The organism is Streptomyces pseudovenezuelae, assembly GCF_001513955.1.
Lineage (GTDB): Bacteria > Actinomycetota > Actinomycetes > Streptomycetales > Streptomycetaceae > Streptomyces > Streptomyces pseudovenezuelae.
Genome location: NZ_KQ948148.1, coordinates 727024 through 749726 on the forward strand (window position 1 = coordinate 727024; position 22703 = coordinate 749726).

A 22703-nucleotide genomic window follows, 5' to 3' on the forward strand; every position below is an offset into this window, starting at 1 on the left:
CGCAAACCCGCTTTTACCCCTACTTTCGAGTGGAAAGTGGTCACCCCAAAGGATTGCCTAAAGGAAAACAGTGGACGAAGGGTGACGTGCGCGCGTGTGGACACTGATGGGCCCTGAGGGCCGATTTGTCGACAGGGTCGCCTTTTGTTGTCGACTTGTCCCCAGGTCGAGAAGCAGGCCTGTGGATAACTCCTGTGGATAACTAAAATCTGCAGGTAGGACCGGTGTTGTCCGCAGGCAGGACCGGTGTCAGAAGCGTCCGTCCTGGCACCGGGCCACCCAGTCCGAGGCCGCCATGAACTCCTCGTCCGAGGTGCCGGCCAGCGGTGCCCGCAGGTCCGCGGCGTCTTTGTCCGCACGCGGGTACGAACCGAGGAAGCGCACCTCGCGGCAGATCCGCTTCAGCCCCATCAGCGCCTCCGCCACCCGGCGGTCGCTGATGTGGCCCTCGGCGTCGACGCAGAAGCAGTAGTTGCCGATGCCTGCGCCCGTGGGCCGGGACTGGAGCAGCATCAGGTTGATACCGCGGGTGGCGAACTCGCCGAGCAGGTCGCGCAGTCCGCCGGGGTGGTCGTCGCGCTGCCACAGCACGACGGAGGTCTTGTCGGCTCCGGTCGCCGCGGCGGGCCGGGCCGGGCGGCCGACCAGCACGAACCGCGTCTGCGCGTTCTCGGCGTCATGGATCCCGGTCTCCAGTGCCGTGAGGCCGTACCGGGCCGCGGCGAACGCGCCGGCGAAGGCCGCGTCGTACTGTCCCTCCTGGACCAGCCGGGCCGCGTCCGCGTTCGAGGCGGCCGACTCCCAGTGGGCGTCCGGGAGGTGCTTCTTCATCCAGTTGCGCACCTGCGGCTGGGCGGCCGGGTGCGCGGAGACCGTCTTGATGTCCGCGAGCCCGGTACCCGGCCTGACCAGCAGCGCGAAGGTGATCGACAGCAGCACCTCGCGGTAGATCATCAGCGGGGTGCCCGCGACCAGCTCGTCGAGGGTGGCGGTGATGCCGCCCTCGACCGAGTTCTCGATCGGCACGAAGGCGGCCTCGGCCTCACCCACGCGCACCGCGTCCAGCGCGGACTGGACCGAGACGTAGGGGATCAGCTCCCGGGTCGCCGCCTCGGGAAGGGTCCGCAGCGCGACTTCGGTGAAGGTCCCCTCAGGGCCCAGATACGCATAGCTCGCTGGCATGACCTCACCCTAATGGCCCTTGCGAAACGGCACGCACCTGTCTCAGGAGTGCCCCTCCGCCGAGTGAAACGGCGTGACCAAGGGACCACCCTGGACGTTCGCGTGACCGGCTGACCGGCTGACCGGCTGACCGGCTGACCGGCTGACCGGCTGACCGGCTGACCGGCTGACCGGCTGACCGGCTGACCGGCTGACCGGCTGACCGGCTGACCGGCTGACCCAGGCGCCGCCCTCGCCACCCAAGCGGCACCCCCGCCGTCCCGCCCGTCTTCACCCCGCCCCGCCCGCACTCCCCGCTCTCACCCCTCCAGCAGCCGCTGCCCCACGTACTCCCCCTCCGCCGCCCCGCCCGGCACCGCGAACAGGCCGCTCGACTCGTGCCGGATGTACTGGGAGAGCGCGTCCCCGCGGTCGAGCTTGCGCTGGAGCGGGACGAAGCCGCGCAGCGGGTCCGCCTGCCAGCAGACGAACAGCAGCCCCGCGTCCGGAGCGCCGTCCGCGTCGATGCCGTCGTGGTACGAGAACGGGCGGCGCAGGATGGCCGCGCCCCCGTTCTGGTCGGGCCGGGTGATCCGGGCGTGGGCGTTGACCGGGACGAGCAGATCGCCCTGGGCGTCCGTCTTCTCCAGGTCCATCGCGGTCGTCTCGGTGCCCCCGGACAGGGCCGCGCCGTTCGCCTTGCGGCGCCCGATGACGGCCTCCTGGGTCCCCAGGGACAACTTCTCCCAGTCGTCCAACAGCATCCGGATGCGACGTACGACCGCGTAGGAGCCGTTCGCCATCCACGCGGGCGTGCCGGATTCCGGGACGAAGACGCGCCGGTCGAAGTCGGACTCGCCCGGCTTCGGATTGCGCGTGCCGTCCAGCTGGCCCATGAGGTTGCGGGCCGTCATGGGGTGGGCCGTGGCTCCCGGGGTGCGGTTGAAGCCGTTCATCTGCCAGCGGACCTTCGCCGCGCCGCCCGCGTCCTTCTGGACCGCGCGCAGGGCGTGGAAGGCGACCAGGGCGTCGTCGGCGCCGATCTGCACCCACAGATCGCCGTTGCTGCGGGCCTTGTCGAGCTGGTCGGAGGAGAAGTCGGGGAGCGGGTCGAGGGCGACCGGACGCTGCTTCTCCAGTCCGGTGCGGGAGAAGAAGCTGTGCCCGAAGCCGAAGGTCAGCGTCAGTGAGGAGGGGCCGGCGTCCCGGGCGACGTCCGTGTCGTGGGCCCCGGTGGCCTCGCCGGCCATCAGCCGCCGAGCCGTCTGCGACCAGCGGCGCAGCAGCGCGGCGGCCTCCTTGCGCCCGGCGCCCGCCGCGAGGTCGAAGGCGACGAGATGGCCACGGGCCTGGAGGCCCTCGGTGATGCCGGCCTGATGTTTCCCGTGAAACATCACCTCGTCGCTGCCGACCGAGGTCAGCGCAGTCGCCGCGGCGGGTGCGGCGGCATAGCCCACGGCCGCGCCGGCCGCGCCGAGGACGAGCCCGGTGGCGCCGGCGGTGCCGAGCAGGGCACGGCGTGAGATGCCCTGCCCCGCGGCGGGACTCTCCTCTGTGGCGGCGGCTTCGGCGACGCCGGGAAGGGACTGTTCAGCCATGGTGCGGTTCAGCCGATCTGCGCGTTCTTGGAGACGGTCGTCTGGTCGATGTCGGAGGTCCGCACGGTCACGGCGACCTTCCAGTCGCCCGCCATGGGGATCTGTACGTTGCTCGCCGACCAGTGGCCCGTGGCGATGCGGTCGGGGGTGACGGCCAGCGGCCCGATCTTCTTGGCCTCCAGGGTGAGGGCGACCTTGACTTCGGGGATGTCGAAGGCCCGGCCGTTGGACCGCTGGACGTAGACGTGCATCTCGTTGCCGCCCACGCGCGCGGGGTCGAAGTCGACCGTCACGACGCCCTTGCCGTCGGTGCCGCCGGTGTCGAAGGACATGTCCAGGGTCACCGCACCGGACCCGGCCGAGGAGGACGAGGAGGAGGACGAGGAGGCCGCCGTGGCCGCCTTGGCGTCCTCCTCCGTACGGCCGGGCTCGGTCTGCGTCAGCACGGTCGTGACCGCCAGCAGCACGACCGCGACACCGGCCTCGGCGAGCACCGAGCGGCGCAGCCCGAACCGGTTCGGATCGGCGTCCCGCGTCCGCTTCTGGCGCGCGGAGTCCATCGCGGCCTGCTGCCGGGCGAGCTGAGCGGCCCGCTTGGAGTCACCCGCGCCCTTCGAACCGGCCCCCTTGGACTTGCCGGGGCCGGCTCCGGAGCCGGAAGCATTCGCGGCGACCCGCTCCTTGTCCGGCATCCGCTCCTTCTGCTGCGCCCGCTTCCCCCGCTGCACCACCGTGTCGGCGAGCTGCCCGGTCCACCGCCGCGAGATGAACGCGATCCCGACCAGCAGCGCCACCAGCCCGATCTTGACCAGCAGCAGCTGCCCGTACCGGGTCCCGGTGAACGCCGACCAGGAGCCCAGCTGCCGCCAGGACTGGTAGACGCCGGTCGCGACCAGCGCGACGACGCTGCCGAAGGCGACCTGGGAGAACCGTCGTACGGCGGCCGACTCGACCGGGACCTCGGAGCGGTACAGCGCGACGAGCAGCGCGGTCAGCCCGCCGAGCCAGCCGGCCACGGCCAGCAGGTGGAGGACGTCGACGGGCATCGCGATGCCCGTCTGGAGGCCCACCGAGGCGTGTTCGGCCATCGCCCAGCTCGCCGCGAGCCCGGCCGCGACGACGGTCCCGCCGATCGCGAGCCCGAAGGTGAGGTCCCGCTTCTCCTCGTCCTCGCGCTTGTCATAGGCCCCGAAGAGCACGGAGATGAACAGGGCGGCCGCCGCGAGCAGCAGCAGCCGGGAGACGAGGGCCGCACCCGACTTGGTCTGGAGCACGTTCCCGAGCAGGTCCAGGTCGAAGATGTCGCCGACCTTCCCGGAGCCCGTGTAGGAGCCGCGCAGCAGGAGCAGCAGCAGGGTGGCCGCGGTGAGCGTGAGCCAGCCGCCGACGACGAGCCGCTGCATGGGCCGTACTCCGGCGCCGCGCTGCCAGCAGCCGAGCACGAAGGCGGCGCCGCCGACCAGCACGATGAAGCCGGCGTACGACATGTACCGCCCGAAGCCGTACAGCCAGCCGACGAACCCGCCGCCCGCGGTCTCCCCGGAGACGGAGACCGAGGTGGTCGAGGGGGCGCCGATGGAGAAGGTGAAGGCACCGGCGACGGGATGGCTGTCGGCGGAGACGACCTGGTAGGTGACGGTGTAGGTGCCGTCGGGCAGTCCGCTGTGGAGTTTCACGGCGTACGTCGTGCCGCTGACCTCGGACGGCTTGCCCTGCTGGACGGCCTTGCCCTTGGGGTCGAGGACGCGCAGCGAGTCGTTCGACAGGGCGACCTTCTCGGAGAAGGTCAGCGAGACCTGGTCGGGCGCCTTGTCGACCACCACCCCCTGCTGGGGGTCGCTGCCGGTGAGCGCGGCGTGCGCCGAGGCCGGCCCGGCCGTGGTCAGCAGCAGGCCGCACGCGGCCAGGAGCAGCAGTACCAGGGTCCGGACGCGGGGGGCGATGGTCTGCGTCAAGGTGGTCCCTCCCTCAGTGTCCGGTCTTGGGGACGTAGGTCGCCGACTTCACCGGCATCTTCACGACGACGGGGTCGGACGTGGCGAAGTGCAGTTCGACGGTGACCGTCCGGCCCTCCTTCGGGGTCCGCTTCAGCTTGTCGAACATCAGATGGTTGGCGCCGCTTTTGAACACGAGTTGACCGTGGGCCGGGACGGGCAGGCGGGAGACCTGCTCCATCGCGCCGCCGTCGGTCGTGTGCATCGTGACCTCGCCCTCGTCGCTGGTGACCGAGGTCAGCTCGTCCTTCGACGAGCCGGAGTTGGAGATGACCAGGTACCCGGCGGCCATGTCGGCGGAGACGGGCTGCGGGATGTAGGCACCGGAGACGCTGAGGCCTGCCGAGGAGTCGCCGCCGTCCGAACAGCCGGCCAGCAGCAGGGCCGCCCCCGTCAGGACGGCGAGCCCGGTGGACGCGCGGTTCACGGGTTCTGCCCCTTGATGAGCTTGGGCAGGTCCTTGGTGTAGTCGTCGACGGTGGCGTCCTCGCCGTAGAGGACGTATCCCTGGTCGGTCCTGGGGGAGAAGGCGACGACCTGGGTGCCGTGCACCGAGACGGTCTTGCCGGTCTTCTTGTCCTTGTGGGTCGGCTCGATGGAGATGCCGAGGGTGCGGGCGCTCGCCTGGATGGTGGCGAAGTCGCCGGTCAGGCCCACGAACTCGGTGTCGATGCCCTTGAGCCACTTGCCGAGCTCGGCCGGGGTGTCGCGGGCCGGGTCGGTGGTGACGAAGACGACGGTCAGCTTGTCCTGCTCGGACTTGGGCAGCTGCTTCTTCGCGACGGCGATGTTGTTCATCGTCAGCGGGCAGATGTCGGGGCAGTGGGTGTAGCCGAAGTAGATCAGCGTCGGCCTGCCCTTCGTCTCCTTGCGGAGGTCGTACTTGCCGCCCTTGGTGTCGGTGAGGACCAGGTCCGGCTTCTCGAACGGCTGGTCGAGGACGGTGGCCGCCTTGTCCGAGCCGGACTCCTCCGAGACCACGGAGACGGGGGAGCCGCTGTCGTCACCGCTGCCGCAGGCGGAGAGGGTCAGGGTGGCGGCGGCGACCAGCGCGGCCGCCGCGAACATCTTCTTGCGCATATCGAAATGTCCCAGAGGTAAGTTTTTCGGTGGTGCGCGCCGGGGTCGTACGGACCCCGGCGCGCGTCCCGCGCGTACAGGTCAGGCGTCGCTGCGCCGGCGGCCGGCGAGCACGCCGTAGGCCACGCCCAGCGCGCCGACGACGATGCCGACCACGCCGAGGACACGGGCGGTGGTGTCACTGCTGTCGCCGTCGGAGGCCTCGGTGGCCGCGGCGGCGTTCTCGGTCTTGGCGTCGGCCTCCTCAGCGGCCGTCGAGCCGTGGTGTCCGTCCTCGGAGGCCGCGGACAGGGCGAGGACGGGAGCCGGCGTCTCGGGCTCCTCCGCGCCGTCCTCCTGGACCTCGATCCAGCGCACGACCTCCTTGTTGGAGTAGGTCTGGATCGCCTTGAAGACCAGTTCGTCGGCGTCCTCGGGCAGGGCGCCGACGGAGACCGGGAACTTCTCGAAGTAGCCGGGCTTGATGCCGCCGTCCTTGCCGGTGGCGGTCCAGGTGACCTTGGAGACAGCCTCGGTGATCTGCTCGCCGTGCAGGGTGAGCGGCTTGGCGAGCTTGGACTTGGTGACCTCGATCTTCCAGCCCGGCATCGGCTCCGGCATGACGGAGGCCAGCGGGTGGTCGGCCGGGAAGTTGACCTCGAGCCTGGTGGTGGAGGCGTTGTCGCGCTCGTTGGGAACCTTGAAGTCCACGACCGCGTAACCGCCCTTGGCGGCGGTGCCCTCGGCCTGCACGCTGACGTGCGCGAACGCGGGTGAGGACAGACCGATGACGGCGGTGGCGGCGACGGCACCGGTGGCGGCGAGACGAGAAGCCTTCATGAAGAGCACTCCGCTTCGAAAGGGGTGGCTGTGAAGAGGGGTACGCGTGCGCACACGCGCGTGCCGCACGACGGCGGCCCTCATCCAGGTCCTTCCAGGTCCGTCGGGGACCGTCCAGGACCTCGCGGGTCCCTCGGAAGTGGAGTGGTGGTCGCGTCGCGTCAGGCGGCGAGAGCGAGTTCGGCGGCGGCCGGCGGCCCGCGCCTGATCACCGTGTGCTGGAGTGCCGCGGTACACGGGCGGGGCGGGAGGAGCGATACGGCCAGCGGGGCGCGCGGCCCGGTGTTGGGAGCCCCCGGCAGTCCCGCACGCAGGGCACGCACCAGGGCGAGCGCCCCGCGCAGGGATCGTACGAGTGCCCCCTCGGCGACCGACTGCGCCGAGCAGGTGGAGAGTTCGGCGAGCCGGAGCAGCGCCAGGTCCCCGTGCCGCAGCAGCCATCCGGCGGCGACGGCAGCGAGGACGTGCCCGAGGATCATCGGCAGGGACGGCCAGACGGAGCCGGCGCTCATGGCGTCCGCGGATTGGGGCATCGCGGTGGTGCCGGTACCGGGATAGAGCCGCGCGTCGGTGAGGATCTTCTGCGCCTGCGCCGGGCTGATCGCCGCGGCGGTGGTCCCGCACAGCAGCCGTGCGGCCTGCTGGACCAGCGTGGCGTCGGACACCGGCGGCACGGACGACATCGACATGGACGACATCGACGACATCGACGACGTCGAGAACAGCGACGACGACATCGCGGCCGTGCCGTGCTGCCCGAGCCCGAAGAGCACATGCAGCACGGTCTGTCCGACCGCGAGCAGTGTCGCGATCCCCGCCAGCGAGCGCGCGCGCCCGGCGAGAGGTGCCACGACGAGAAGGACCCCGGTGAACCCCGCGCCGAGCGTCCACAGCGGAACCGTGGCGCAGGAGGCGAGGGAGTGACCGGCCGCGGCCAGCACGACGCAGACCGCGGCGAACACCGCGGCCCGCAGAACCCGGAGATCTCCTCCGGAGCGCGCGTGGGGGGCAGTCATGGCGGGCTCATCATCGCACTGGGCTTATGAGCGCCATACGGCAGGTCCACAAGATGACGTACGAGGGGTACGCCCGGAAGGTCACTTCTGGTGCGCGCTGTCCCACATACACCGTGCGTTGTCGCCGACACATCGCCCATATGGGCGGCATCACGTCAACGATGTGCTTACACCGGGGCGCGCGCGGCAATACGTAACGGTATGTCGAGCCGCGGCCAGGAGGCTGGAGCATGAGCATCTGGTGGTCACTCCATCTGCGGCGCGAGGCTGCGAGCGTTCCGCTCGCCCGGCGTCTGCTGCTCGGCACCATGGAGACCGCGGGCGTCGACCCGGACGTCTCCTACGACCTCTCCCTAGCCCTCAGCGAGGCCTGCGCCAACGCGGTGGAGCACGGCGGGGAGAGCGGGCCGCAGGACTCCACGGCGGCCTACCGGGTCACCGCCTACCTCGACGGCGAGAAGTGCCGGATCGAGGTCACCGACTCCGGCCCGGGCTTCCCGCCCGTGCGGCCCCGCCCCACCCCCGTGGAGGCGGAGAGCGGCCGCGGCCTCGGTCTCATCCAGGAACTCGCCGACCACGTCCAGATCGGCAACAAGCCGGGCCGGGGTGCCGTGGTGAGCTTCGACAAGATCCTCAAGTGGCGCAAGGACGCACCGCTGATGGCGGTGTGAAGACCGGGCTTCAGCTTTCTCGGCATCCTCAGGCTGCGCACAGCCTCCCCCCACGCTCCTGACGGCCAGGGCTCCTAATTTCCTGCCCATGACGGGAAACCACGGGAACTCCAGCATCACCCGGCGCCGCGCCCTCGCGGTGACGGGCGGTACGGTCGCGGCGGGCGGGCTCGCCGTCACCGGCTACCAGTCGGCCTTCGCCGACACCACCGGCACCACCGAGGCGACGGCCACCGCCTCGGCGACCGCCACCGACGCGTGCATGACGCTCCTGTCGAGCGTCACGGAAGGTCCGTACTACCTCGACGGCGCCCTGGTCAGGAAGGACATCACCGAGGGCAAGAGCGGGGTCCCGCTGACGCTGCGGCTGACCGTCGTGGACGCCACCGACGGCTGCACCCCGGTCAAGGGCGCGGCCGTGGAGATCTGGCACTGCGACGCCTGGGGCTACTACTCCGGCTACACCACCGCCAACCCCGGCGGCTCGGCGCCCGCGGAGAGCGAGGACGGCTCGACCGCGAACGACGCCACCTATCTGCGCGGCTACCAGATCGCGAACGCCAACGGGGTGGTGAAGTTCGAGACGATCTTCCCGGGCTGGTACACCCCGCGCACCTGCCACATCCATGTGAAGGTGCACACCGGGGGCGAGAAGGAGGACGGCACCTACGAGGGCGGCAAGGTCAATTACACGGGCCAGCTGTTCTTCGACGACACGGTCGCCGAGGAGATCTTCGCGCTGGAGCCGTACTCCCGGCACTCCGGCAGCTACACCACCCTCGACAACGACATGGTCTACGACGGCGGCGGCGCCTCCAGCGGCCTGCTCACCCTCAAGGCCGTCCACAAGGCTGACCCGTCCAAGGGCTACAAGGGCTCCCTGAGCCTGGCCGTCGATCCCGACGCCGAGAACACGGGCGCGGGCAGCGGCGGTGGCGGCACGCCCCCGAGCGGCGGCCCGACGGGCGCACCGCCGAGCGACGCTCCGTCCGAAAGTGCCAGTGCTTCGGCCGCCGCGTCCTCGTAGGGTACGGCCGTGAGCAGCCGCGAGGACGAGGCGCTGGCGCTGGCCGCCGTGGACGCGCTGACCGGTCAGCTGGCCCTGGTTCCCAAGCCGGGCCTGCCCGACCCGCGCGACCTCGGCGCCCGCGCCACCCGTCGGGACCACTGTTCCCTGCGCTGGTCGGCCAGGGCGCTCGCGCCCGGCCTCGCGGCGATGGCCGCCGCCGCCCGTCGCACCGGCGAGCCCAGCCCCCAGCTGCGCGCGGAGCTGGGCGCGATCGGCCGGTGCACCGAGCACTCGGTGGGCCTGGCGGGCGGCGGCCACCGCGGCGCCCTGTGGACTCTCGGTCTGCTGGTCGCCGCGGCCGCCCTCGACCCGGGCGCACGGTCCGCGGACGTGTCCGCGGCCGCCAAGAAGATCGCCGCGCACAGCGACAGACGGGCCCCGCGCCGGCCCTCCCGGGGCTCCTCGGTGTCCGCGAAGTACGGCGCGGCGGGCGCCCGGGGCGAGGCGCGGGCCGGATTCCCGCACGTACGGCGGGCGTTGGACGCACTGGACAGGTCCCGCAGGGCGGGTGCGGCAGAGTCCGAGGCCCGCCTGGACGCCCTGCTCACCGTGATGTCGACCCTCCAGGACACCGAACTCCTCTACACGGCGGGCCCCTTGGGCCTGCGCCACGTCCAGGCGGGCGCCCGCGGGGTCCTGGAGGCGGGCGGTACGACGACGGCCGCGGGCCGGGAGGCCCTGCTCGCCCTCGACGCGGACCTCCACGCGCGCGCGTGGAGCCCTCGCGGCAGCGCGGGGTTGCTCGCGGGGGCCCTGTTCGTGGACGCGCTTCCGGTCCGGGCCGACCCGGTGTCGGCCTGACCCGGTGTCGGCCTGGCACAGGGCCGGTCGTCGAGCGTCGGTCAGTTCGCGAGCGCGTGCGCCTCGACGTCCTCGCAGGGGGCGTCCGTCTCCGGCACACGGCAGGCGGCCCGCCTGGTCGCCGGTCCCATCGCGTACGACGCCACCAGCGTCGCCCCGCCGAGCAGCAGCCATCCCGGCGTGCCCCACTCGACGAGCAGCGTCGTCAGGACCAGCGGCCCCAGGGTCCGGGCCACCGTCACCCCGGTTCCGAAGAACCCCTGGTACTCGCCGACCCGTTCGGCCGGAGCCAGGTCGAAGGAGAGCTGCCAGGACCCCGCCGACTGCCCCATCTCGGCCACCACCTGCAACACCGCCCCGAGGACCAGCGCCCCCACGGCCACCCACGGCGAGACCCCCGCCGACAGCGCGAACACCGCGCAGGCCGCCAGCATGACCCACCCCGACCGCCGCACCGCGCGCGTGGCCGACGCGAGCCCGGTCACCCCGCGGGCCATCCGCACCTGGAACACCATCACGGCCCCGGTGTTGAGCACGAACAGCGCGGAGACCAGCCAGGTCGGAGCCGCGGTCCGCTCGGCGATCCACAGCGGGATCCCGAGGCTCAGCAGCGGCATCCGCAGCAGCAGGACGGTGTTCAGCAGGGTGATCACGGCGTACGGCCGGTCGCGCAGCACTCCGGAGCCTCGACGCCGGTCCACGGCGCCGCGCGGCGCCACCGACGGCAGCCGCAGCAGCAGCCCCGCACACACCAGGAAGCTCACCGCGTCCACCGCGAACACCCCGAGATACGCCGACCGCGTCCCGGCGTGCAGCGCCAGCCCGCCGAGCCCCGCGCCGACCGCCAGTCCGGCGTTGAGTGTCGCCTGGAGGTGGGCCAGCAGCCCGGTCCGCTCCCGGGCGGACACCAGCCCCGCGAGCAGCGCCTGCCGGGCCGCCGCGAGCCCCGACTGCGCGGAGGCGTAGGCACAGGCCGCCAGGACGAACGGCACGAAGTCCCGCACCACCAGGAACGACGCCACCGCCAGCCCCGTCGCCAGCGCCAGCAGCACCGCCGTACCGCGCGCCCCGCGCCGGTCCGCCAGCCGGCCGAGCGGCACTCCCACCATCGACCCGACCCCCCATCCGACGGTCAGCCCGAGCCCCACGCGCGCGGGGTCGAGCCCGACGACGTGCGTGAAGTAGAGCGCCGACGTCACGTAATAGGCGCCGTCCCCGACGGAGTTGCTCAACTGGGCGAGCGCCAGGACACGTTGCGGCCCCGCGGGCGGGACGAGTGAGTTCGTCATGGGAACGACACTAGAAGCGCGGTGGACCGCTGGGCAGGCCCAATAGGAGCGCCTATGAATGGCCCAATTCCAGGACGCGGGCCAGGGCGTCCAGCGCCCCGGGATACGCCCCCTCCCGGGGCGTCCCGTATCCCACGACGAGCCCCTCGCGGGACCCCGCCGTGTGCCAGTGCTCCCGGAGGGACCCCACTGCGAGCCCCTCCACCGCGGCCCGCGCCAGCACCGCCGCCTCGTCCCCGACCTCGACCAGCGCGTGCAGCCCGGCCGCGATCCCCTGGACCCGCCGGCGCTGCCCCAGCCGCTCCACGAGCCGGTCCCTGCGCCGCCGGTATCTGAGCCGGCACGCGCGCACGTGACGGTCGTAGGCGTGACTGCGGATCAGTTCGGCGAGCGCCAGCTGACCGAGGGTCTCGGTGCTGTGGTCGCTGTGCAGCTTGGCGTCGGCGACGGGTCCGACGAGGTGCGGCGGCAGCACCATCCAGCCGAGCCGGAGCGCGGGTCCGAGCGTCTTGGACGCCGTCCCCAGGTAGACGACCCGGTCTGGCGCCATCCCCTGGAGCGCCCCGACGGGCTGCCGGTCGTACCGGAACTCCCCGTCGTAGTCGTCCTCGACGACCAGCGCCCCACGCGCGCGTGCCCAGTCGGTCAGCGCCCGCCGCCGCGAGGGGTGCAGGGTCACGCCGGTCGGGTACTGGTGGGCGGGAGTGACGACGACGGCCGCGGGGTCCCCGAGACCGTCGACCTCGACGCCCCGCTCGTCGACGGGCACCGGCACCACCCGCCCGCCACCGCGCCGTACGACCTCACGGTGGAACGGCAGCCCGGGGTCCTCCATGGCGACGTCGGCACCCGCCAGGACGCGCGTGAGCAGAGCGAGTCCCTGCACGGCCCCGGAGGTGACGACGATCCGCTCGGGCGGTGCGACGACCCCACGGGCCCGCCCCAGATATTCGGAGAGCGCGACCCGTAGCTCGATCCGTCCCAGGGGATCGCCGTAGTCGTAGGCGGAGACCGGTGCGGTCGCGACGGCCCGCCGCACGGCCCTGAGCCAGGCGGCGGCCGGGAAGGCGCCGACGTCCGGACTGCCGGGCCGCAGATCGAAACGCGGCACGGGCGCGCGTGCCGCGGCCTTCAGGGGTGCCGCGTCGAGAGCGGGCAGGGGCGCGACCTCGGTACCGGCCCCTTGCCGAGCGGTGAGGAACCCCTCGGCGATCAGCTGGTCATAGGCCGCCTTCACGGTCCCCCGGGAAACCCCCAACTCCTCGGCGAGCCGTCGAGTCGCGGGCAACCGGGCGCCGGGGGCCAGCTGACCGTCGCGGACGGCGTCGCGCAGGGCTCGTTCGAGCCCGACCCGACGCCCTTCACCGGCGATGACTTCCAGATGCAGGTCCACCGGACCCACTTAAGGGGCGCGGGGAACCGCGCGACAAGCCACGACGCACCCGCGCCCGAAACTCAAGCCTTCAGACCCGCCATCCACGCCTCCACCTCGTCGGAACGACGCGGCAGCCCGGACGACAGGTTCCGGTTCCCCTCGGCCGTCACCAGGATGTCGTCCTCGATCCGCACCCCGATGCCCCGGTACTCCTCGGGCACGGTCAGGTCGTCGGCCTGGAAGTACAGACCGGGCTCGACGGTCAGCACCATCCCCGACTCCAGGACCCCGTCCACGTACGCCTCCACCCGCGCGGCGGCGCAGTCGTGGACGTCCATGCCGAGCATGTGCCCGGTGCCGTGCAGCGTCCAGCGCCGCTGGAGACCCAGCTCCAGGACCCGCTCCACCGGGCCCTCGACCAGGCCCCACTCCACGATCCGCTCGGCGAGCACCCGCTGGGCCGCGTCATGGAAGTCCCGGTACTTGGCACCCGGCTTCACGGCCGCGATCCCGGCCTCCTGGGCGTCGTACACGGCGTCGTAGATCCTCTTCTGGATCTCGCTGAACCGGCCGTTGATCGGCAGCGTCCGCGTGACGTCGGCCGTGTAGTACGTGTGCGTCTCGACGCCGGCGTCCAGGAGCAGCAGCTCACCCGCCCGTACGGCCCCGTCGTTGCGCACCCAGTGCAGGGTGCAGGCGTGCGGTCCGGCCGCGGCGATGGTGCCGTAGCCGACGTCGTTGCCCTCGACCCGCGCGCGCAGGAAGAAGGTGCCCTCGATGTAGCGCTCGGAGGTGGCCTCGGCCTTGTCGAGGACCTTCACCACGTCCTCGAAGCCCCGCACCGTCGAGTCGACGGCCTTCTGGAGCTCCCCGATCTCGAACTCGTCCTTGACCAGCCGCGCCTCGGACAGGAAGACCCGCAGCTCCTCGTCCCGCTCGGCGGTGACCTTGTCGGTCAGCGCGGCCTCGATGCCGGCGTCGTAGCCGCGTACGACCCGCACCGGGCCGGTGGCCTCGCGCAGCTTGTCGGCGATCTCCCGCACGTCGGACACGGGGACGCCGTACAGCGTCGACGCCTCGGTCAGCGAGTGCCGGCGTCCGACCCACAGCTCACCCTGACCCGACAGCCAGAACTCACCGTTCTCGCGGTCGGAACGCGGCAGCAGGTACAGCGTGGCGGTGTGGCCGCCGGAGACGGGCTCCAGGACGAGCACGCCGTCCTCGGTCTGGTTGCCCGTGAGGTACGCGTACTCGACGGAGGCCCGGAAGGGGTACTCGGTGTCGTTGGAGCGGGTCTTCAGGTTGCCCGCCGGGATCACCAGCCGCTCCCCGGGGAAGCGCGCGGAGAGCGCCGCGCGGCGGGCCGCGGTCTCGGCGGCCTGAGCGATCGGCTCCAGGTCGCGCAGCTCGGTGTCCGCCCAGCCGGACTGCATGCTCTCGGCCAGCTCGTCGGAGACGCCCGGGTAGAGGCCGTTCTTCCGCTTCTTGATCGGCTCTTCGGACTCATCTTCCGGGGTCGCCGGGGTGAGTTCTTCGGCCACGGTCATCCTCCTTGAAACGGCACTGGACCCCGTCCATCGTACGGTCGTACGGAAGGGGGCCCAGGGCCGGAAGACCTGTTACCACCCGCTACTCGAAGTGAGCCGCGAGCAGCACGACGTCCTCCGGGGAGTCCGCCCCGTCCAGCCCGTCCGGCAACACGGTCCGCAGCACGTGGTCGGCCACGGCGTCCGGGTCGGCGCGCAGCGCCTTCGGCACCCCGGCCGCCGCCGCGTGCAGACGCGCGAAGGCGCGGTCGGTGGCGTCACCGGTGCGGTGCAGCAGCCCGTCGGTGTACAGCAGGACCGTCTCTCCGGGCTCGGCGCTCAGCTCCACGCTCGGCGCCTCCCAGCAGGCGAGCATGCCGAGCGGCGCGGACACGGAGGTCTCCACGAACTCGGTGCGCCGCTCACCGATCAGCAGCGGCGGGCAGTGCCCGGCACCGGCCAGCGTGATCTTGCGCAGCGCGGGCTCGCAGTAGGCGAACAGGGCGGTGGCGGAGCGGGCCGGCTCGGTCAGCCGGAGAAGCAGCTCCAGGTCGGACAGGACGGCGACCGGGTCCTCGCCCTCCATCACGGCGTACGCCCGCAGGGAGGCCCTCAGACGCCCCATCGCGGCGATCGCGCTCGGGCCGGAGCCGGTCACCGAACCGACCGCGAGACCCAGTGCCGCGTCCGGCAGCGGCAGCGCGTCGTACCAGTCGCCGCCGCCGCGCGGGCCGGTGCGGTGCCGGGCGGCGAGCCGGACGCCGGGGACACGGGGGAGCCGGGACGGCAGCAGCTCCTCCGCCATCGTCGCCATGCACGCGCGGGTGCGCTCGACCTCAAGGAGCCGGGCCAGGTGCTCGGTGGCGTAACGGACGTACAGGCCGACGAGGTGGCGCTGGCGCTCGGACGGCTCGGCGGGCTCGTCGTAGAGCCACACGGCGGCACCGAGGCGGCCGGCGTCGTTGGTGGCGAGGGGGAGCGCGTAGCAGGCCGCGTAACCGAGGCGGGCGGCCACCTCGCGGTGGCGCGGGTCGAGGCCGTCCTCGGCGAGCAGGTCGGGCTGGGCGATCTCACCGTCGCCGCCCGGCAGCCCGTCGAGGATGCGGCCGTACGACATCGCGCTGCGCGGCACGGTCTCGATGTGCCCGAGGTCGGCGCGGGCGAGGCCGAGGCCGATCGTGGTGTCGGGACCGAGGCCGTCGTCCGGTTCGAGGACGACCAGCGCGCGCCGGGCTCCCACCAGGGCGGATCCGGCGCGCAGGAGTTCCTGGAGGGCGTCGGACAGCGCGTCCGTGCGGGCGAGGCGTTCGGTGAGTTCGTGCAGGGTCGTCAGGTCTGAGACCCAGCCGGCGAGCCGGTCCTGGAGCAGGGCGCCGGGTGCGTTCGGCGCGGGGACCGAAGGGGTGCCCGGGGCGGCGGGCGCGGGCGCGACAGTGTGTGCGGGTGCGGGAACCGTGGAATCGATTCCGGCCACTTTCGGAGGGTGAGGGGCGTTCATGGCGTCCGGCTTTCCGACCGGTGCGTATTGCTCAAAAGCATCGCAAACCCCCATGTCATTCTGCGCCGCTAGCAGTGTCTCCACATGTACACGCACTCGTAAGGGGATGTCCAGCATTGTCCTGCCGGGATTCCTGGTGTCCGTGGGTAACCGGTGGAGAGTGGGTTGACGGGTAAAGTTGGCTAAAAACTGCCTCGGGTTACGGTGTATTGAGGTCGACTGGCCTTGCTCCACAGAGCGTCACAGCGGTCGTGATGGGTACGTACTCGGTAAGGACCAGGGGTGGTGGACCGTCACCCGGAACCTGGTGACCGACCCGGGCGTCTTAGCCACCGACGATCGAGCCCCATCCTCCCGTGGCGGAGGCGGAGAGAAATACGCGGGACGGCAAAACGCCAGACTTCGCCACCCCCCGCCACGCCCGCGCTTTTGATAGACGCAGTATGGGGTTCCCCTTGTCTCGGACAAGGGTGTGATGCGCCAACAGGTACGCACAGTGAAGTGATCGACACATGGTGTGATGTGGTCCACGGTGTTGCCAGCGGTGCAACGGAAAGGAACGAGCGCTCATGCGCGAGATCCTCGGAAGGCGACGCAGGCTCCTGTCCCAGCGCAGCGACGGAAGGCCTGAATTGTTCAGCGCGGCCCTGACCTTCGCGAAGGAATGGCAGTGGCCCGTACTCCCGGGCGTGGCGCCGGACCCGGAGGGCCGGGCCCGCTGCGGATGCCCCGACCCGGAGTGCACGGTCCCCGGTGCCCACCCCTTCGACCCGGGGCTGCTCGCGGCCACCACGGACGAGCGCATGGTGCGCTGGTGGTGGACCAACCGCCCGGCCGCGCCGATCATCCTGGCCACCGGCGGCAGCGCCCCCTGCGCGGTCAGCCTGCCGGCCCTGCCGGCCGCCCGCGCCCTGGCCGCGCTCGACCGCGAGGGCATGCGACTCGGCCCGGTGATCGCCGCGCCGACCCGCTGGGCGTTCCTCGTCAAGCCGTACTCCATGGAGCAGCTGGGCGAGCTGCTGTACGCCCAGGACCACGTCCCCGGTTCCCTGCGCTTCCACGGCGAGGGCGGCTACCTCGCCCTGCCGCCGTCCGAGACCGGCCACGGCGACATCACCTGGGAGCGGGCCCCGCTGCCGGGCTCCGCCTCCCCGTGGGTCCCCGATGTCGAGGCCGTGGTGGACGCCGTGGTCGAGGCCCTCACTCGTACGGGTGTGAGCGCGCCCGAGTTGTAAGGGTGTCGGGCGCGGGCGGAACCGGGTGCCCGCGCCAGGTCGTTATCGTCCGCTTCATGCTGCGACATTCCGGGGGACGACCCCCAGACCCCCGATGGGTTCGTCTGCTCGCCCTGTCGGGCATCGTGGTGTGCGCGATCGCGCTGCCCCTGGCCGTGGCCTCCGCGGGACAGGTGGGCGACGGAGGCCGCACGGTCGTACGCGATCTCGTGCGCCCCGCGGAGCCCCCCGCCGTACGACCGTCCGCGGACCCCTCGGCCGTACGGTCGTCGGCGGCCGACGACTACAAGGCGCCCCGGGCCGGCGCCGGACGCGCCCCGCTGCTGCTCGGCCTGGGTCTCGCCACCGCCGCGCGCTGCGGTCCCGAACTGACCTCCCCCGACGGCATCGAGGCGCAGACCTGTGTGCTCACGCAGGGCGAGGAGACCTGGGCGCGGACCTACTACCGCAACGCGACCGGCGCGGTGCTGGACGCCGCGCTCAGCTTCATGGGCCCCGGCGGGCGCACGGTGCAGCTGCACTGCGCGGTGAGTGCCGGGGACGAGCCGGACAGCTGTGAGACACCCCGGGAACACACCCGGGGAGCGCCCACCGACTACACGGCGGTCGCGGAGTTCGCCCGGCGGGGCAGCGGACCACTGCTGCTGCGAACCGGGAGCAACTCCGGGGAAACTACGGGCAGTTGACGCGCGCTGCCGTTCCGTAAAGCTGCCCGGGCACAGAAAGACCCGGTTGCTGGCGACGGGGGATGCACCAGCAACCGGGCTATTGGAACGGTAACAAGAGATCGGCCGTTCGCAAATTCGACCGCTCCGCTCCCTGGCTTATTCGGACACCGATTCGCCTACTCCTGAGGGGAGTTGTGGACGGAGGTGGCCGTTCCGCGGAGGCTCGGTGCGACTGACCGGCCGGTCAGCCGCACCGGCTTCGTCAACTCAGCGTCACCTGGCGGTTGGTGAGTCCGCCACGGGCGCGGCGCTCGTCGGGGGTCAGCGGTGCGTCCGTGGCCAGAGCGCCCGCGAGACGCTCGGCGAACTCGGCGGCCGGCTTCTCGATGTCCTCCGCGGTGACCCCGCTCGGCAGGTCCCAGACCGGGACGGTCAGGCCGTGGGCGCGGAAGGAACCGACGAGCCGGGTGCCCTCGCCGAGGCTCGACTTCCCGGCCGCGTGCAGTCGCGCGAGCGCGTCCAGAAGTTGCTCCTCGGGGTGCGGCATGACCCAGCGCAGGTGGTTCTTGTCCGGCGTTTCGCACCAGTAGGCGGCGTCGACGCCGGTCAGCCGGACGGTCGGGATGGCCGCCGCGTTGGCCCGCTCCAGGGAGGCGGTCACCTCAGGCGTGGCGTTCTCCGCGTCCGGGACCCAGAACTCGAAGCCCTCGTGCACAACTGGCTCGAAGGCGCCTTCGGGGTCGAGCAGATCCTGCAGTCGCGGACCGTCGGCGGGAGCGCGCCGGCCCTCGACCGGGGTGCCCGGGGCCGCGGTGAGCGCGCGCTGGAGGGTGTCGGCGAGGTCGCGGCTGATGTCACCCGACGCCGTGTCGTTCTGCAGGCCGAGCAGTACCGAGCCGTCGTCGCGGCGCAGGGCGGGCCAGGCCATCGGCAGGACCGTGGCCAGCGTGACCGACGGGACGCCCTCGGGGAGACCGCTCCTGAGGGTCAGCCCGACCGTGGCGGCGGGGACCAGCTCGCGCAGGGCAACCCAGTCGCCCTCGCCGGCGAGGCCCTCGAAGGGGCGGTGCACCAGCTCGGTCGCGGCCTGTGCGGCGGCCCGGCCGTGGCAGGCCTTGTAGCGGCGGCCGCTGCCGCACGGGCAGGGTTCGCGCGCGCCGACGACCGGGATCCGACCATCGGCGCCTGCGCCGCGGGCGCCATCCGTGGTCTGCGGGCGCTTGGCCTTCGTCTGGGGTCGCTTCTTGGCCATCGTGGCTGTCTCCCGGTTACGGCTCGTCTCGTACGGGCGCGAGCCTAGCCGCTTGCGACTTGGCCGACGGGAGCCTGTGGACAACCACCCGGGCATCCTGCTCGGACGTCCGGGCCCGGTCGCCTCAGCCGAGATCGTCGAACGCGTCCGAGAAGTCCAGGTCGGGTATCGCCACCGACGGGGCCACGACCCGCGCGGCGAAGTCGCTCCGCCGGCGGCCGGCGTCCGGATCGTGAACGTCCGAGTGGACGATCACCCAGACCGTGACCTCGCCCCGGGCGTCGTCCCTGACGCCCCAGTCGTCGGCCAGCGCGGTGATGATGTTGAGCCCGCGGCCGCCGTGCGCGGTGACCGAGGGGGTGGCCGGAGCCGGGCGGGTGGGTCCGCCGCCGTCCGTCACCTCGACCGTGAGCCTGCCGCCCGCGTCCACCCGCCAGGCGGCGCGGACGTCGCCGTCCCCGGCCAGGGCGTCGCCCAGCGGCCGGCCGTGCTTGCACGCGTTGCTCAAGAGTTCGGAAAGAATCAGTACGGCGTCGTCGATGACCGATTCCGCCACGCCACCCCTGCGCAGCTGCACGCGCATACGGTGTCTCGCTTCCCCCACGCCCGCAGGGCCATGGGGTACGGCCATGCTCGACGACGTGGGCACCTCCTGTGCCACCACCAACGCCACCCCCGAGACCTCCTTCGCCCCACGCCACGGTGTGGATGCCCCATTGGCCTGTACCGGAAACCGGCCAATCACGTTCCGCCGACGCATTCGCAACGGTCGAACACGCACCGAACGCGCCGGGGCACACCCTGTGACGGAGGGGACGTCAGCGGCCCAGTCGGTCGAGCACCGCGCGCGGGCGGTTGGTGATGATGGCGTCGACGCCGAGCTCTACGCAGAGGTCCACGTCCTCGGGCTCGTTCACGGTCCACACGTGCACCTGGTGGCCCGCCCGCTTCAGGCGCTCGATGTATCCGGGGTGGTTGCGCACGATCCGGATCGAGGGTCCGGCGATGCGCACCCCCGCGGGCAGCCGGCCGTCCCGCAGCCGGGGCGAGACGAACTGCAGCAGATAGACCGTGGGCAGGGTCGGCGAGGCGGCACGCACGCGATGCAGTGACCGGGCCGAGAAACTCATGACCCTGATCGGCGACTCGGCGGCGGAGGCGGGCGCGTCCAGGCCGAACCGCTTCAGCAGCGCCAGCAGCCGCTCCTCGACCTGTCCCGCCCAGCGCGTCGGGTGCTTGGTCTCGATGGCCATCTCCACCCGCCGCCCCGCGTCGGCGACGAGTTCGAGCAGCCGCTCCAGGGTGAGGACGGAGGTGTCCTCCCGGTCCTCGGGCCGGAACACCCAGTCCGGCTCCTCGTCCCGGGTGCGCCAGAACTCCCGCGTCCTGCGCGAGCCGAAGTCCAGGGCGGCCAGGTCGGCGAGCTCCAGGGCCGAGACCGCTCCGCGGCCGTTGGACGTACGGTTGACCCGTCGGTCGTGGACGCACACGAGATGGCCGTCGGCCGTGAGGCGTACATCGCATTCGAGGGCGTCCGCACCGTCCTCGATCGCCTTGCGGTACGCGGCGAGCGTGTGCTCGGGAGCGTCTTCCGAGGCTCCGCGGTGGGCGACGACTTGAGTCAGCTGCTGCCGTGCGTGGGTCACCGCGTCATGGTGCCACCGCTCGGGGGTACGCGTGCGAACGGAGGCATATGGATTGCGCCTCATTTGTCTTGCATGGCCTATATAAAGAGCAGCCACAGACCCACAGGCACCGCTTATGGTGCCCTGACGGCCCGTGGGAAAAGCTGACGGCATACAAAAGGACATGCACAGCTGACGCACGCCGGACATGAAGCGGCACTGGCCGAGCGTGACCGAGTGCGACCGACAACCGACAGCCGTGGACCGAGGAGAGAAGCTGTGAGCACCGAGAACGAGGGCACCGCGGTACCCCCGGCCCCGTCAGCACCCCCCGTGCCGGTGGACGCTCCCGCGGCTTCGGCACCCCAGGCCCCCGACGCGGGCGCCCCCACCACTCCGATCCCGCCGCACCCCTCCGGTGGCGCCCAGGGTCCGGAACTCGTGCACGCGGGACCGGCTCCGGCGTACGCCTCGGCACAGGGGCAGCCGCACGGCGGCCCGGGCGGTCCCGAGGGCGCCTGGCCGCCGCCACAGCCTCCGGCCACCCCGTCGTACGCCGACGGCGGTGCGGGCGGTGCCGGTGCGGGCGGCGCCGGTCCTACGGGTGTCTGGGGCGCGGGCTACCAGCAGCCGACGCCGAAGCCGAAGAACGGCCGCGGTGGTCTCGTCGCCGCGATCCTGGTGGCCGCGCTGGTCGCCGGCGGCCTCGGCGGTGGTCTCGGCTACACCCTGGCCAAGAACAACGACAACGGCTCCTCCACGACCCTGTCCGCCTCCGACAGCGGCGGCAGCGTCAAGCGGGACGCCGGTACCGTCGCGGGCGTGGCGCAGCGGGCCCTGCCCAGCACGGTCACCATCGAGGCCGAGTCCACCAACGGCGAGGGCGGCACCGGCACCGGCTTCGTCTTCGACACCCAGGGCCACATCGTCACCAACAACCACGTGGTCGCCGACGCGGTCGACGGCGGCAAGCTGACCGCCACCTTCCCCAACGGCAAGAAGTACGACGCCGAGGTGGTCGGCCACGCGCAGGGCTACGACGTGGCCGTCATCAAGCTCAAGAACGCGCCGGGCGACCTCAAGCCGCTCACCCTGGGCAACTCCGACCAGGTGGCGGTCGGCGACTCCACGATCGCGATCGGTGCCCCCTTCGGCCTGTCCAACACCGTCACGACGGGCATCATCAGCGCGAAGAACCGCCCGGTGGCCTCCAGCGACGGCAGCGGCAGCAACGCCTCCTACATGAGCGCCCTGCAGACGGACGCGTCGATCAACCCGGGCAACTCGGGAGGCCCCCTCCTCGACGCTCAGGGCAACGTGATCGGCATCAACTCCGCGATCCAGTCCACCAGCGGCGGCGGCCTCGGCGGCACCAGCCAGTCCGGCTCGATCGGCCTCGGCTTCGCCATCCCGATCAACCAGGCCAAGTACGTCGCCCAGCAGCTGATCAAGACCGGCAAGCCGGTCTACGCCAAGATCGGGGCCTCCGTCTCCCTGGAGGACTCCACGGGCGGCGCGAAGATCACCACCGAGGGTGCCGGCGGCTCCGCCCCGGTCGAGGCGGGCGGCCCCGCCGCGAAGGCCGGCCTCAAGCCCGGCGACGTCATCACCAAGCTGGACGACCACGTCATCGACTCCGGGCCCACCCTGATCGGCGAGATCTGGACCCACAAGCCCGGCGACAAGGTCAAGATCACCTACGAACGCGACGGCAAGACCCGCACGGTCGACCTCACCCTGAGCTCCCGCACCGGCGACAGCTGATCGACACGCGGCCGTCCCCACCTGTCCCCCTGCTCCCCGCGCCGCGGCCACCAGCGGCGAGGGGAGCGCCTTAGCAGAGGCCCCGGATCACTCCGGGGCCTCTGCGTCGTCCACGGCGGGGCAGAACCGGCATCCGCCCGGCCGGGCGGAGAAAAAAAGAGGGGCTATGTCCGCTCGCTCGGTGATCCGCACAATGCTGCCGCGCAGGTGTCGGCCGCGAATCCGACGGACTGCGGGGCGCAGGAGAACAGCGCCGCCGGAC

General features: G+C 72.1%; 20 protein-coding genes. 6 read left to right on the top strand and 14 right to left on the bottom strand.

The genetic code is table 11. The annotated features are described in order from the left end of the window. Window positions 1-249 precede the first annotated feature (249 nt). The 7 genes from pheA to AQI94_RS23635 all read right to left on the bottom strand — a co-directional run bounded on the left by pheA (window position 250) and on the right by AQI94_RS23635 (window position 7668). Window positions 250-1182 (bottom strand): prephenate dehydratase, encoded by a 933-nt coding sequence (gene pheA, locus AQI94_RS23605; RefSeq protein WP_031042227.1) that lies wholly within the window; start codon window positions 1180-1182, stop codon window positions 250-252. A gap of 299 nt (window positions 1183-1481) precedes the next feature. Continuing rightward, the gene (gene efeB / locus AQI94_RS23610) at window positions 1482-2759 is read right to left on the bottom strand and encodes an iron uptake transporter deferrochelatase/peroxidase subunit (RefSeq protein ID WP_031042225.1); all 1278 of its coding nucleotides are present in this window, start codon (window positions 2757-2759) and stop codon (window positions 1482-1484) included. Between the two features lie 8 nt (window positions 2760-2767). Beyond that, window positions 2768-4714: a copper resistance CopC/CopD family protein gene (locus AQI94_RS23615; protein WP_031042222.1), complete on the bottom strand. Its 1947-nt coding sequence runs from the start codon at window positions 4712-4714 to the stop codon at window positions 2768-2770. 13 nt (window positions 4715-4727) lie between these two features. Then, window positions 4728-5180: a copper chaperone PCu(A)C gene (locus tag AQI94_RS23620; protein ID WP_031042207.1), complete on the bottom strand. Its 453-nt coding sequence runs from the start codon at window positions 5178-5180 to the stop codon at window positions 4728-4730. After that, the gene (locus tag AQI94_RS23625; protein WP_031042202.1) at window positions 5177-5833 is read right to left on the bottom strand and encodes an SCO family protein; all 657 of its coding nucleotides are present in this window, start codon (window positions 5831-5833) and stop codon (window positions 5177-5179) included. The genes AQI94_RS23620 and AQI94_RS23625 overlap by 4 nt, the downstream gene beginning before the upstream one ends. Window positions 5834-5914: 81 nt before the next feature. Continuing rightward, window positions 5915-6652 carry a YcnI family copper-binding membrane protein gene (locus AQI94_RS23630; RefSeq protein WP_031042199.1) on the bottom strand — a complete coding sequence of 246 codons (738 nt, stop codon included), beginning with the start codon at window positions 6650-6652 and terminating at the stop codon, window positions 5915-5917. 161 nt (window positions 6653-6813) lie between these two features. Next, the gene (locus AQI94_RS23635) at window positions 6814-7668 is read right to left on the bottom strand and encodes a hypothetical protein (RefSeq protein ID WP_031042196.1); all 855 of its coding nucleotides are present in this window, start codon (window positions 7666-7668) and stop codon (window positions 6814-6816) included. Between the two features lie 230 nt (window positions 7669-7898). Here AQI94_RS23635 and AQI94_RS23640 point away from each other — a divergent pair, with 230 nt between their 5' ends. From AQI94_RS23640 to AQI94_RS23650, 3 genes are all read left to right on the top strand, one after another. Then, window positions 7899-8339 (top strand): ATP-binding protein, encoded by a 441-nt coding sequence (locus AQI94_RS23640; protein WP_031042192.1) that lies wholly within the window; start codon window positions 7899-7901, stop codon window positions 8337-8339. 88 nt (window positions 8340-8427) lie between these two features. After that, window positions 8428-9366, top strand: a complete 939-nt coding sequence (locus AQI94_RS23645) for an intradiol ring-cleavage dioxygenase (protein WP_031042189.1) — start codon at window positions 8428-8430, stop codon at window positions 9364-9366. A 9-nt stretch (window positions 9367-9375) separates the two neighbouring features. Continuing rightward, entirely contained in the window at window positions 9376-10209 is an 834-nt protein-coding gene (locus tag AQI94_RS23650; RefSeq protein ID WP_062229914.1) for a triphosphoribosyl-dephospho-CoA synthase, read from the top strand. A gap of 41 nt (window positions 10210-10250) precedes the next feature. On the opposite strand, the gene AQI94_RS23655 is transcribed toward AQI94_RS23650, so the two are convergent. The 4 genes from AQI94_RS23655 to AQI94_RS23670 all read right to left on the bottom strand — a co-directional run bounded on the left by AQI94_RS23655 (window position 10251) and on the right by AQI94_RS23670 (window position 16014). Continuing rightward, a complete protein-coding gene (locus tag AQI94_RS23655) occupies window positions 10251-11498 on the bottom strand; it encodes an MFS transporter (protein ID WP_031051192.1) in 1248 nt (415 codons plus the stop codon). Window positions 11499-11550: 52 nt separating this feature from the next. Next, a complete protein-coding gene (gene pdxR / locus AQI94_RS23660) occupies window positions 11551-12891 on the bottom strand; it encodes a MocR-like pyridoxine biosynthesis transcription factor PdxR (protein ID WP_037943463.1) in 1341 nt (446 codons plus the stop codon). Window positions 12892-12953: 62 nt separating this feature from the next. Continuing rightward, window positions 12954-14420: an aminopeptidase P family protein gene (locus AQI94_RS23665; RefSeq protein WP_031051187.1), complete on the bottom strand. Its 1467-nt coding sequence runs from the start codon at window positions 14418-14420 to the stop codon at window positions 12954-12956. 82 nt (window positions 14421-14502) lie between these two features. Further along, on the bottom strand, window positions 14503-16014 hold the full coding sequence (locus AQI94_RS23670; protein ID WP_199814358.1) for a PP2C family protein-serine/threonine phosphatase: 1512 nt from the start codon (window positions 16012-16014) through the stop codon (window positions 14503-14505). 452 nt (window positions 16015-16466) lie between these two features. Here AQI94_RS23670 and AQI94_RS23675 point away from each other — a divergent pair, with 452 nt between their 5' ends. Together AQI94_RS23675 and AQI94_RS23680 are read left to right on the top strand one after the other, a co-directional pair. Continuing rightward, window positions 16467-17132 carry a bifunctional DNA primase/polymerase gene (locus AQI94_RS23675; RefSeq protein ID WP_062229915.1) on the top strand — a complete coding sequence of 222 codons (666 nt, stop codon included), beginning with the start codon at window positions 16467-16469 and terminating at the stop codon, window positions 17130-17132. Window positions 17133-17188: 56 nt separating this feature from the next. Continuing rightward, window positions 17189-17818: a hypothetical protein gene (locus AQI94_RS23680; RefSeq protein WP_051832480.1), complete on the top strand. Its 630-nt coding sequence runs from the start codon at window positions 17189-17191 to the stop codon at window positions 17816-17818. Window positions 17819-18062: 244 nt separating this feature from the next. Here the strand turns inward: AQI94_RS23680 and AQI94_RS23685 are convergent, their stop codons facing one another. From AQI94_RS23685 to AQI94_RS23695, 3 genes are all read right to left on the bottom strand, one after another. Continuing rightward, window positions 18063-19052, bottom strand: a complete 990-nt coding sequence (locus tag AQI94_RS23685; protein WP_031050754.1) for a DUF5926 family protein — start codon at window positions 19050-19052, stop codon at window positions 18063-18065. Window positions 19053-19176: 124 nt separating this feature from the next. Continuing rightward, the gene (locus AQI94_RS23690; protein ID WP_037943385.1) at window positions 19177-19812 is read right to left on the bottom strand and encodes an ATP-binding protein; all 636 of its coding nucleotides are present in this window, start codon (window positions 19810-19812) and stop codon (window positions 19177-19179) included. A 58-nt stretch (window positions 19813-19870) separates the two neighbouring features. Then, entirely contained in the window at window positions 19871-20698 is an 828-nt protein-coding gene (locus tag AQI94_RS23695; RefSeq protein WP_031050749.1) for a glycerophosphodiester phosphodiesterase, read from the bottom strand. Between the two features lie 258 nt (window positions 20699-20956). Between AQI94_RS23695 and AQI94_RS23700 the strand changes: the two genes are divergently transcribed. Further along, window positions 20957-22441 carry a S1C family serine protease gene (locus tag AQI94_RS23700; protein WP_031050746.1) on the top strand — a complete coding sequence of 495 codons (1485 nt, stop codon included), beginning with the start codon at window positions 20957-20959 and terminating at the stop codon, window positions 22439-22441. Window positions 22442-22703 lie beyond the last annotated feature (262 nt).